General features: G+C 33.1%; 12 protein-coding genes. 8 read left to right on the top strand and 4 right to left on the bottom strand.

The window, feature by feature from the left end; all coding sequences use genetic code 11:
• Positions 1–2 precede the first annotated feature (2 nt).
• Positions 3–1,277: an SLC13 family permease gene (locus Y592_RS04460; RefSeq protein WP_088368898.1), complete on the bottom strand. Its 1,275-nt coding sequence runs from the start codon at positions 1,275–1,277 to the stop codon at positions 3–5.
• A 240-nt stretch (positions 1,278–1,517) separates the two neighbouring features.
• On the opposite strand from Y592_RS04460, the gene iorA reads away from it, so the two are divergent.
• The 8 genes from iorA to Y592_RS04500 all read left to right on the top strand — a co-directional run bounded on the left by iorA (position 1,518) and on the right by Y592_RS04500 (position 8,629).
• On the top strand, positions 1,518–3,446 hold the full coding sequence (iorA, locus tag Y592_RS04465; protein ID WP_075665819.1) for an indolepyruvate ferredoxin oxidoreductase subunit alpha: 1,929 nt from the start codon (positions 1,518–1,520) through the stop codon (positions 3,444–3,446).
• Positions 3,446–4,051: an indolepyruvate oxidoreductase subunit beta gene (locus tag Y592_RS04470; protein WP_075665820.1), complete on the top strand. Its 606-nt coding sequence runs from the start codon at positions 3,446–3,448 to the stop codon at positions 4,049–4,051. The genes iorA and Y592_RS04470 overlap by 1 nt, the downstream gene beginning before the upstream one ends.
• 109 nt (positions 4,052–4,160) lie before the next feature.
• On the top strand, positions 4,161–5,084 hold the full coding sequence (locus Y592_RS04475; RefSeq protein ID WP_075665821.1) for an inorganic phosphate transporter: 924 nt from the start codon (positions 4,161–4,163) through the stop codon (positions 5,082–5,084).
• Positions 5,085–5,164: 80 nt separating this feature from the next.
• Positions 5,165–6,082 (top strand): inorganic phosphate transporter, encoded by a 918-nt coding sequence (locus Y592_RS04480; protein WP_077287388.1) that lies wholly within the window; start codon positions 5,165–5,167, stop codon positions 6,080–6,082.
• A 15-nt stretch (positions 6,083–6,097) separates the two neighbouring features.
• Positions 6,098–6,736 (top strand): TIGR00153 family protein, encoded by a 639-nt coding sequence (locus Y592_RS04485; RefSeq protein WP_075665823.1) that lies wholly within the window; start codon positions 6,098–6,100, stop codon positions 6,734–6,736.
• 18 nt (positions 6,737–6,754) lie between these two features.
• Positions 6,755–7,390 carry a Crp/Fnr family transcriptional regulator gene (locus Y592_RS04490; RefSeq protein WP_198022704.1) on the top strand — a complete coding sequence of 212 codons (636 nt, stop codon included), beginning with the start codon at positions 6,755–6,757 and terminating at the stop codon, positions 7,388–7,390.
• A gap of 79 nt (positions 7,391–7,469) precedes the next feature.
• The gene (locus Y592_RS04495; protein WP_075665824.1) at positions 7,470–7,946 is read left to right on the top strand and encodes a permease; all 477 of its coding nucleotides are present in this window, start codon (positions 7,470–7,472) and stop codon (positions 7,944–7,946) included.
• Positions 7,943–8,629, top strand: coding sequence for a permease (locus tag Y592_RS04500; RefSeq protein ID WP_198022705.1), 687 nt, complete (start codon positions 7,943–7,945; stop codon positions 8,627–8,629). The genes Y592_RS04495 and Y592_RS04500 overlap by 4 nt, the downstream gene beginning before the upstream one ends.
• A gap of 33 nt (positions 8,630–8,662) precedes the next feature.
• Here Y592_RS04500 and tsf read toward each other — a convergent pair whose 3' ends face one another.
• From tsf to Y592_RS04515, 3 genes are read right to left on the bottom strand one after another with little or no spacing between them, the layout of a single operon-like run.
• Positions 8,663–9,253, bottom strand: coding sequence for a translation elongation factor Ts (gene tsf, locus Y592_RS04505; RefSeq protein WP_075666706.1), 591 nt, complete (start codon positions 9,251–9,253; stop codon positions 8,663–8,665).
• A 13-nt stretch (positions 9,254–9,266) separates the two neighbouring features.
• On the bottom strand, positions 9,267–9,977 hold the full coding sequence (locus Y592_RS04510) for a PHP domain-containing protein (RefSeq protein ID WP_075665826.1): 711 nt from the start codon (positions 9,975–9,977) through the stop codon (positions 9,267–9,269).
• Entirely contained in the window at positions 9,974–11,548 is a 1,575-nt protein-coding gene (locus tag Y592_RS04515) for a CTP synthase (protein ID WP_075665827.1), read from the bottom strand. The genes Y592_RS04510 and Y592_RS04515 overlap by 4 nt, the downstream gene beginning before the upstream one ends.
• Between the last annotated feature and the right edge of the window lie 95 nt (positions 11,549–11,643).

Below are 11,643 nucleotides of genomic sequence, written 5' to 3' on the forward strand. Positions count from 1 at the left end.
CGTTAACCTCCTATATAAAGCTTTACCATAACAAATGTAAATCCAACTAAACTAGTCAAAAGATAAGGTTTAAACGCCCACTTTATATATTCACCAAATGAAAATTCTCTACCTATTTGTTTTGAAAGTAAATTAACCCCCACAATATTCTGAACGGCACCAAGTGGCGTAAGGTTAGTGGCAAGATTTGCGCTTACCGCATATATCCACCAAAAAGAAGGTGAAAAACCGGCATTCACCAAAATCTTTATAACAGGTGCAATAATCAAAGTTCCTGGAACAGCACTAAGCCAAGGAATTGCAATTGAAGTAAAGGCAAATATTGCAAGAAGCGAGTAAAATAGATGTCCAGAAAGTGGTAAAAACATATTTGCAAGTAGGCGTGTAATACCCACTTCTTCAAGTGCATATGACAAAATGTAAAGCCCTGCATAGAAAAATAAAGTATCCCAATCTATCTCATTACTTATATCATTAAAATTCTTCTTGTGAAACAGTATCACAGCTACCGCTCCAAGTAATGCAACAAATGAAAGATCAACCTCTACTACTTGATGAAGACCAAAAAGGGAAAGTACTATAAGAAAAACTAATAGTGTAAATCTCAAAGACTTTTTATCCGTAATAGCCATTGTTTCATCAATATCTGAAAGCTTTTCAAGTTTTTCTTCAACATCTTTATCAACTACTGTATATTTTTTAAACAAAAGCATAGTAATAGCAAATGAGATTATGGTAATCAATCCCATGTTTTTAATAAAATCATTAAAACCTAAACCGCTTACTGAACCAAGCACAAGGTTTAAAGGGCTACCAATCAATGTAGACATTCCACCAATATTGTCTATAAAGATGGTTAGCATTAAAAACGGAATGGGATTTAAGCCAAGTGAATCTGTAATAAGAAAGATCATAGGGGCTATAAGGATTATCGTAACAAGGTTATCCAAAAAAGCAGAAGATACAGCTACTAAAATCATCAACCCAGTTATGGTCAAAAAAAACCTCTTGCCACCTATTTTTACCACACGTATAGCCAAAAACTGAAAAAGACCCGTTTTTTTCAAAAACTCCACTATAACGGTCATTCCCGCAAGAAGACCTAATGTGTTAAAATCTACTACTCTACTAATATTCTCCGGTTCTAATCCCTCAATAAGCTTAAGTGCGGAAACTAAAATCGCCAACCCAAAAACTATAGGCGCCTTATACTTTTTACCGAAAATAATATACCCATATGCAACTATTACAATAGATAATGCAAATACCTTTTCCACAAGTCCACCTCCCTATCACATTTTTTATTATAACTCTAATTTTTACACTTTCTTGTTAAAAATTATATAAATTTATATTTTAACTTCTTTTCTTTTTTTCCTTTTCTATTAACATTTGTGAAAAAAATCAATATATTAAATATTCCAAATCTTATCACCTAAAATGGAAAATATTACGGTTTGCAAAATCATTACTTATATTAGAAAATAAAAATGAAGAAACTAAAAAGGGGTGATAAAATGGCAAAAGTTTCTAATATGGTCTTGTTGAACAAACCCGGTGAAAAGATACTCCTTTTAGGTAACCATGCAATAGCAAGAGGAGCACTCGAAGCTGGCATAGCACTCTTTGCTGCATACCCTGGAACTCCTAGTTCCGAACTAACGGATACAATGGCAGCAGTAGCAAAAGATGCAGGCGTTTATATGGAATACTCTACAAACGAAAAAGTGGCATTCGAAACGGCTTTATCCGCTGCATGGAGTGGTCTTCGCGCGATGACTGCTATGAAACATGTGGGGTTAAACGTTGCTGCAGATTCATTTATGAGTGCCGTAGGAATGGGAGTAGAAGGTGGATTTGTTATAATGGTCGCAGATGATCCAAGCATGTGGTCCTCACAAAATGAGCAAGATACAAGGGTTTTTGGGAAATTTGCAAATGTTCCCGTATTAGAACCATGCAGTGTTCAAGAAGCAAAAGACCTTACAAAATACGGTTTTGAAATTAGCGAAAAGTACAAACACATGGTAATTTTCAGAACAACAACTAGGTCTTCACACATGAGGGGAGATGTGGTATTAGATAAATTACCAGATGAAATAGTAAACAAAATAAGAAGAGTTGGAAAATTTGAAAAAGATCCAAAAAGGTTTGTTGATATACCCGCACATTCTAGAACGTTTCATCCAAAAATTCTTGAAAACATAGAAAAAATTAGAGAAGAATTTAACAACTGTCCATTCAACAGAATAGAAGGTGATGGAAAGGTAGGAATCATTACCTCAGGTCTTTCATATGCATATGTAAAAGAAGCTATCTCCTGGCTGGGAATAAACAACGTAAAAGTCCTTAAACTTTCAACTCCATATCCCGTTCCATTTGGACTTGTCGAAAAGTTCTTAGAAGGACTTGAAAAAGTATTAATAGTTGAAGAGCTTGAACCAGTTGTTGAAGAACAGATAAAATTGTGGGCATATGATAAGGGTTACACCATTCCTATATATGGCAAAAACATTGTACCAAGAACATACGAAATGGATACAAAACGTGCAGTAAAAGCTATTTCGAAATTTTTAAACATCGACACGCCCATTGATTTTAACGCACTAGAAGAAAAATACAAAGAAATAAGCTCAATGCTTCCACCAAGACCACCTTCATTGTGTCCCGCATGTCCACATAGAAATTCATTTTTTGCAATTAACAAAGCTACAAGAAAAAATGCAATTTTTCCAAGTGATATAGGATGTTATACCTTAGGTGTATTGCCACCTCTTAGTGCCGTTGACACAACAGTTGCAATGGGTGGATCAATTGGGATAGCACATGGACTTAGCGTATCACTAAATGGTGCAACAAATGAAGAAATATACAATAAAAAAGAAGTAATTGTTGCAACAATAGGAGATTCTACCTTTTATCATACGGGACTTCCCGCAATAGCAAATGCCATATACAATAGATCAAACATACTGGTGGTAATTGTAGACAACGAAATTACAGCTATGACTGGTGATCAACCAAATCCAGGTACTGGAGATACCCCACATGGACCTGGAAAAAGAATCCCCATTGAAGATGTGGTAAAGGCTATGGGGGCAGATTTCGTCGAAGTAGTAAATCCGTACAACATAAAGAAAACAACCGAAGTAATCAAAAAAGCATTGGATGTAGACGGTGTTAGTGTTGTTGTATCAAGACAAGTGTGTGCTTTACATAGGGTAAGTCAAGCAAGAAAGAAAAAACAAAAATTACCCACATTTAGGGTTAATCCAGATAAATGTACAGGTTGTAAAGTATGTGTCACCACATTTGGATGCCCTGCAATATTCTGGGATAGTGAAAATAACAAGGCAAAAATTGATCCTACCATGTGTTGGGGTTGTGGAAGCTGTGCACAAATATGTCCATTTGGAGCCTTTGAACTTGTAAAGGAGGCGAAATAATGGTTAAAGAATACAATATAGTTATTACAGGTGTAGGAGGACAGGGAATACTAACAGCTGCAAACCTACTTGGATGGGCCGCACTAAAAGAAGGCTACAAAGTTAGAGTAGGAGAAGTACACGGAATGAGCCAAAGATTCGGTAGCGTTATATCTTATGTAAGGTTTGGCGAAAATGTCTACGGTGCGATGGTACCAGAAGGAAAGGCAGATGTGATAATATCATTTGAACCAGTAGAAGCATTAAGATATATCAATTACTTAAAAGAAGGTGGTCTTGTATTTACAAATTCCAGACCCATTCAACCTGTACAAGTATCAATGGGACTTGCAAAATACCCTTCACATGAAGAAATTAAAGATATCGTAGAAAAAAATTTTAACGCAAAATATTTAAGTTTTGATGCAGAAAGCCTTGCAAAAGAGGCGGGAAATATAATTACAACAAATGTGGTATTAATTGGCGCTTTAACATCAACACCAGACTTTCCACTCTCTTCCCAAACAATAAAGGAAGTAATTAAAGTTAGTGTTCCACCAAAAGCTGTAGATTTAAATATAAAGGCATTTGAATTGGGGTTAAGCAAAGCAAAAGAAATGTTATAAAATAACAAAAAATGAGTGTAAAACCCCTTGCAAATTTTGCAAGGGGTTGTTTTTTTTTGCTTTCTAAGTTAAAATATAAAGCAAAATGTAAAATGAAAGGAGAGAATAAATGTATTTACTTTCTTCTATAATCTTTGGTATACTACTGGGTTCAAATGATTCTGCAAATATCTTTGGCCCTTCTGTAGAAATGGGAATATTAAAATACAGAAAAGTCACAATAATTGCGGCTATTTTTACCTTTTTAGGTGCAATAATCGGTGGAGAAAATGGAATAAGAACTATAAGCACCTTTTCAAATATTGATATTTACAGTGCAACAATTTCCGTTATTTCAGCCGCAATTACCATGTTTATACTCTCAAAAATTGGCATTCCTTCGTCTTCTTCACAATCTATTGTTGGAGCAATAATTGGTATAAATTTATTAACCAATAATCTAAATACAAAACTTCTTTTAAAACTCTTTCTTGCCTGGATTTTTACACCCATTGGTGGGATAATCTTTACATACTTATTATATAAAACTTTATCTCCACTGTTTAATAAGATAAAATCGATACAAACAAGGGAGAAAATCATAATACTTTCAACATTAATCATAGGTTCATACGGTGCATATTCCCTTGGAGCAAATAACGTTGCAAACATTACCGGAGTTTTTGCAAACAATATTGGAATTAAAAATGCAACATTTATAGGCGGCATAAGTATGGCAATTGGGGCGCTACTTTCAAATAAAAAGGTTATGTACACTATAAGTAAAAAAATAATGGAATTAGATTATTTTTCCTCTGCTGTATCTTCACTTGGTCAAGCTATAACTGTGTGGATATACTCACTTGTCGGAATACCCGTATCCGTCTCCCAGGCCATTGTTGGCGCAGTCATAGGTGCAGGATACGCAAAGGGATCAAAGATAACAAACAAAAAAGTAATTATCCAAATATTCCTCACTTGGATTCTTACACCCACTTTTTCGGCGTTTATCTCAATTATTCTAAATTATCTTCTTAAAATTTCCATTTTTTAAATTTTCATCAAAAAATAAAATATGTTACTATATAGTAATTGTTAAAATAAATAAGAAATTGGGAGGTGGTGTAAATATTTATATACCTACTTCCAGCTGTTTTTTTTGGCTGGTCTCTTGGAGCAAATGATGCGGCGAATATATTTGGAACCGCAGTGTCAAATAGAATTATTAAATATCGAACTGCAACAGTAATTTCTGCAATATTTATAATAATCGGTGCAATTATTGGTGGAGAAAAAGGTATTTTAACTATTAGCAGTATTTCCGCAAGCGACTTAAAACTTGCTGCAATATCCGTACTTTCGTCTGCTATTACAATGACCACCATGACTTATATAGGTGTCCCTGTTTCTTCTTCCCAGGCAATAGTAGGTTCAATAATTGCAACTTCTTTAATAGAAGGTACAGTAAAATGGGGCATACTCTCAAAACTTTTTCTTGCGTGGTTTTTTACACCAATTGGTGGTATCTTTTTTAGTTATATATCGTATAAAATCTTTGCAAGGCCATTTAATAAAATAAAATCTATTTATGTAAAGGAAAAAGTTATATTTTTTGCAACATTAATAATAGGGGCATATGGTGCATACTCACTTGGTGCAAATAACGTTGCAAATATCACAGGGGTATTTGCAAATGCCATTGGAATTAAAAATGCCGCATTGTTAGGTGGAATAAGTATAGCATTGGGTGTTTTAACGTATAGTTACAAGGTAATGTACACAGTGGGTACACAAATAATAGAGCTTGATTATTATTCCTCTGCAATTGCGGTATTAGGCGAATCTATTACCGTATGGATCTACGCGCTGCTTGGTATACCCGTCTCAACATCGCAAGCAATAGTAGGGGCAGTTATAGGTGCAGGATATGCAAAGGGCTCGAGAATTTCAAGTAAAAAAATTATTTTCAAAATAGTTAGTGCTTGGATTAATACCCCTGTAATTGCAGGGGCTATAACTTTTCTGATATACTATTTAATGAGACTGGTATAAAAGGAGGAAAATAATATGAGTCTATTTTTTGGTAAAAAAGAGCAACTAGTAATTGAGTTATTTGAAAGTCATTTGGATTCCGTAGAAGATACCATAAAAAAATTGGTAGAACTTGTAAAGGAAAATGATATAGAAAAAAGAAAGGAGCTTGCCGAGGAAGTTAGAAAAATAGAATCACAGACAGATCAAATTAGAAGAAAAGCAGAACTTGAAATGTACTCCGGTGCATTTCTTCCAAACTTTAGGGGAGACCTTTTGGGTACCATTGAAGCACTAGATAGAATTGCAAACAAAGCAGAATCAGTAGCCGATGAGATAGATCTACAAAATCTAGTAATCCCACAAGAAATTAGAGAAAATATTATAGATCTCGTTGAAACATCTCTTGAAACCTATAAAGCCTTAAAAAAAGCCGCAAAAAAGATGTTTAAAGATTTTGATAAAGCAAGTGAGATGATAATAGAAACGGAAAAGTTCGAACATAAAACAGATGATATAGAAAGGGAAACAATAAGAAAGATATTTAATCTTGATATATCACTTGCGGAAAAAATACAATTAAAAAAGCTAGTACACAGAATAGCTGACATATCCGATACTTCAGAAGATGTCTCAGATAGAATCCAAATAATACTTTACAAAAGAAAAGTATGAGACATTTGAGGAGTAAAATTGATTAGTAAAAAAAACATTACAAAAGAAATTTTATCTTTAAAAGAAAATATCAAAGAACATTGTAAAATTTTCCATATAGAAAAAAATGAAGTATTACACTCACCACATGAAAAATTGGAACAAATAAGTGTTGTTTTAAAGGGAAGACTAAAAGTTGTAAAATTTACATCAGAAGGAAATGAACAAGTTGTAAAATATATAAGTGAAATGGAAAGCTTTGGTGAAGGGCTAATATTTGCTGGTGAATTTTATCCATCCTTTATAATCTCCGAAAAGAAATCAGAAATAATGGAAATCTCTAAGGAAGGAATTTTATTTTTGTTAAAAAATAACGAAGAATTCCTTATTACTTATTTGAATGAAATATCAAGAAAAATGGTAAATTTATCAAATGTAATAGATATACTCATTATTAAATCTGTAAAAGAACGGATAATAAAGTACTTCTCACTACTACATAAAACTCAAAACAGTGATGTAATATTTTTTAAGTCAAAACAAAAAATAGCAAATGATATCGGTAGCGTAAGAGAAGTTGTTTCAAAAAAGATTAAAGAACTAGAAAAAGAGGGGATAATAAAGATAATAGATAAAAATCACATTAAAATCATAAATAAAAGGCTTTTTGAATAAAACCGTGATTGAAATCACGGTTTTATTTTCTTGTGTAAAATATAATGAAATTAGAAAAATTTATAAAAGGAGTGATTTAATGAACACTATAATTTTAATCGTCATAGCAATACTATTTTTAACTTGGTCAATATTTAAAAGTAAAGAAAAAACAAAAGAAAGCCTTATCTTATCAAAAAATCTCCTTATAAAGACATTTATCGAAATAATAGGAGTTATGGCATTAGTTGGTCTAGTTTTGGCAATATTACCACCAGAACTCATAAAGCAACTACTTGGAAATTCAAATGAATTTTTAAGCACGCTTTATGGAGCAATTATAGGGGCCTTAACTATAATACCCGCTTTTATAGCCTTTCCACTATCCAAATCACTTTATCAAAGTGGTGCTAACTTAACTGCAATTGCTGCATTCATAACCACACTAACAATGGTAGGTTTTGCAACTATGCCAATAGAAACAAAGTATTTTGGAAAAAAATTTACACTACATAGGTTATGGTTAAGTTTTGTTGCTGCAATATTAATAGCCTCAGGTATGGCGGTGATATTGTGATTAAATTAATAAAAAACAATAAATTAATATTTATTAGTATATTTCTCTATACTATAGCATTTTTTGTAAAACCATCGATATTTTACAAAGGTTTGGAAATGACAAAAGGATTTCTTATAGAAATGCTAGAAGTTATGCCACCCATTCTTATAATATCTTCACTAATAACAGTATGGGTACCTTCAGAAATTATAATGAAACACTTTGGAAAAAAATCTGGGATAAAGGGTAAACTCTTATCAATATTTACAGGTGCAATATCGGCAGGTCCAATATACGCGGCTTTTCCCATTGCACAAGCTCTATTTTTCAAAGGGGCAAGTATTGCAAATTTAGTGATAATTATTAGTTCATGGGCAGTAGTTAAAATCGTAATGTTTATGGTCGAATCAAGCTTTCTTGGACTATCTTTTGCACTAACAAGATATATATTAACAATACCGGCTATTTTACTGATGGGATACATTATGGAAAAATTAGTTAAAAGAGAAGACATTTTAAATGAAATCTCAAACAACAATTACACGTATAAAAACATAAAGGAAGTATTACACGATTTACCAAACATGGATTGCGGTGCCTGCGGATATGCAAATTGCAAAGCTTTTGCAAAAGGAGTTTTAAATAAAGAAGTTACAATTGATGATTGTGTTATCAGAAAAAACGCAAAAAAAATAGCATAAGTCCAGTTCCAAGTGGAACTGGACTTTTAATAATTATTCACCTACTGTAAATTTAACAAATCTTGAAACTTTGATATTTTCTCCTATCTTTGCAATTGCTTCTTTTATCATATCCTCAACTGTCTTTTCTTCATCAAATGCAAATTTTTGTTCGTAAAGACAATTTTCCTCAAAGAATTTGTTTAATTTTCCTTCAATTATTCTTTCAATAACATTTTCTGGTTTTCCAGAATCTTTGAGTTGTTCTCTGTAGATATCCTTTTCTTTTTCGATAACCTCTTGTGGTACTTCTTCTCTTTTTACCCATCTTGGTGACATTGCAGCAATGTGCATTGCTATTTTGTTTCCAAGTTCTTGGAATTCTTCTGTTCTTGCAACAAAGTCTGTTTCACAATTTAATTCCACCAAAACTCCTATTCTTTTGTTAAAATGTACATAAGATGCAATTATACCTTCTCCTGTTTCCCTTGATGCCTTTTTTGCAGCCTTTGCAATACCCCTTTTTCTTAAGACCTCTATGGCCTTTTCTATATCTCCGTTTGACTCTTCTAGTGCCTTTTTACATTCCATCATTCCAGCACCCGTTCTATCTCTAAGCTCCTTAACAAGTTTTGCACTAATCATACTTTCTCCTCCTTTATATATTTTTAGAAGATATTTTCCACCCATTCTCATATACCATCAAATACTTTATACCTACCTCTTCTAAAATTTCATACACCTTTTCTATTCCCCTTCCAACATGTTCTACTTTATGGGCATCGGAACCTATTGTAACATATTTTCCACCAAGTTTCTTAAAGAGTTTTAAAATATCAATTGAAGGATTTGGCTCACCATATCTAAAAATACCAGCAGTATTAACTTCGATTGTTTTTCCCTTTTCAAGTACAAGTCTTAACACATCTTCAATAATTGGATAAAGCTTTTTAGAAAAAGGTTCAAAACCATCAGAAAACCTCCTTGGAAAATCAAGATGCCCTAGTACGTGAAAATCATCTATTTTCTTTACAAATGTGTATAAATCCAAAAGATACTTCTCATATACCTTTTGTCTATCTTTTTCATCATATCTCTTATGATTTGAAAGAATAACAAAATCAAATTCCTTTAAATCTATATCAATCTTTCCTTTTCCGTCCCATCCAAATTCCACACCTATTGGTAGATTCCTTTTTCTCATCTCTCTTTTATACACTTCCACATCAAATTTAAAACTTTCCTCACCATCCACTGCTTCATAGTGATCCGTTATTATTATACTCAAATTTCCAGCCATACTTAGTATATCATCTATAGAAGATGTGGAATCTGCGGAAAAGTTACTGTGTAAATGGTAATCTATCATTTCTTTCCACCTGCAATATTTACTAACCACTTAAAAATTGGATGAGGTGTTCCAACCTTTGATTTGTATTCTGGATGGTACTGTACTCCCAAGAAAAATGGATGATCTTCCAATTCCACAGCCTCAACAAAATCTGATTTTGCAGAAATCGTTAATTTATAACCCTCATTACCAGGTAATTTAAATATATCTGAAAATGATTCGGCATCAACTTCGTATCTGTGTCTATGTCTTTCGTATATTACTAATTGGTTGCCGTATATTTTGCTCAAAAGTGTGTTTTCTAAAACATTTGTCTTTTGAGCTCCAAGCCTCATAGTACCACCTAGTTTTAAAATTTCTTTTTGAGATTCCATCATATTAACCACGGGATACGGTGTATTCGGATCAAATTCTGTGGAATTTGCCCCTTCGTATCCTCCGACGTTTCTTGCAAATTCAATTGCCATAAGTTGCATACCAAGGCATATTCCAAGAATGGGTTTTTTATTCTCACGCGCATACTTTATCGCCTTTATTTTACCTTCTATTCCCCTTCTTCCAAACCCTCCTGGTATAATTAACGCATCAAAACCATCAAGGTAATCTTTTACCTGTACATCTGTCATATCTTCAAGTTCTTGTGCATCTACAATCACGGGTTTTTGAGCACCAGAAAGGTATACAGATTCAATTATACTTTTGTATGCATCATCTGTACCAAGGTATTTTCCTACAATTCCTATTTTTAAAAGCTCAAATGATTTTGGATAACTCCAAGAAAAATTATCTTTAATATCCAAGTCCAATTTTTCAGAAATAAGATTATGTAAATTTAACGAGTGAAGTACCACTGGTACCTCGTATACATTTGATACATCTGGGAGATTTATCACCCTATTTTTTGGTACACCACTAAATAACGCTACCTTAAACAAACTATTAGCATCGATAGGCATTTCCGTTCTAACTATTATAGTGTCAGGGTGAATACCTATTTTCCTTAAAAGCTGAACAGATTGCTGAGTGGGTTTGGTCTTAAACTCATTTGTGGTTCTAAGATATGGAACATATGTTACATGCACAAAGTGGAAATTTTCCCTACCCACTTCAAAGGCAAGTTCCCTTACCGCTTCTAAAAACACTTCACCCTCTATATCTCCAACTGTTCCCCCTATTTCTATTACCAAGAGTTCTCCATCCATTGACTTAATTCTATCTTTAATTTCAGATGTGACGTGAGGTACTATTTGAACGGTGGAACCCAAATACCTCCCATCCCTTTCACGTTGGATAACGGAAAAGTATATCTGCCCCGCCGTAATATTATTTTTTCTTGAAACGTTTATTCCCAAAAATCTTTCATAATGTCCCAAATCAAGGTCTGCCTCATAACCATCGTCTGTAACAAATACTTCACCGTGCTGATTTGGATTCATAGTCCCCGCATCTACATTTAAGTAAGGATCTATCTTTAATATATTAACATCTATACCACTATCTTTTAAAATCCTGGCAAGAGATGCGGAAAAAATTCCCTTTCCTATTCCACTTAATACACCACCAGTAACCACAATAAATTTTTGAGGCATATTATCCCTCCTTTTAGTAAAATTTTACTATTTTTTGTTATATTTCGTGTTTCTTTAAAGTTACAGCTTTTCTTTTTTTGTGGTATCATATATTT

Origin of the sequence: Thermosipho sp. 1070 (assembly GCF_001682135.1) — a bacterium.
GTDB classification, from domain to species: Bacteria; Thermotogota; Thermotogae; order Thermotogales; family Fervidobacteriaceae; genus Thermosipho; species Thermosipho affectus.

Bases quoted from the DNA above. Each gene is read 5' to 3' on its own strand.
- tsf (WP_075666706.1), bottom strand. From the start codon at position 9,253: ATGATTAGTGCAAAACTTGTTAAGGAGCTTAGAGATAGAACGGGTGCT.
- iorA (WP_075665819.1), top strand. From the start codon at position 1,518: ATGGCAAAAGTTTCTAATATGGTCTTGTTGAACAAACCCGGTGAAAAG.
- Y592_RS04485 (WP_075665823.1), top strand. From the start codon at position 6,098: ATGAGTCTATTTTTTGGTAAAAAAGAGCAACTAGTAATTGAGTTATTT.
- Y592_RS04475 (WP_075665821.1), top strand. From the start codon at position 4,161: ATGTATTTACTTTCTTCTATAATCTTTGGTATACTACTGGGTTCAAAT.
- Y592_RS04515 (WP_075665827.1), bottom strand. From the start codon at position 11,548: ATGCCTCAAAAATTTATTGTGGTTACTGGTGGTGTATTAAGTGGAATA.
- Y592_RS04510 (WP_075665826.1), bottom strand. From the start codon at position 9,977: ATGATAGATTACCATTTACACAGTAACTTTTCCGCAGATTCCACATCT.
- Y592_RS04495 (WP_075665824.1), top strand. From the start codon at position 7,470: ATGAACACTATAATTTTAATCGTCATAGCAATACTATTTTTAACTTGG.
- Y592_RS04470 (WP_075665820.1), top strand. From the start codon at position 3,446: ATGGTTAAAGAATACAATATAGTTATTACAGGTGTAGGAGGACAGGGA.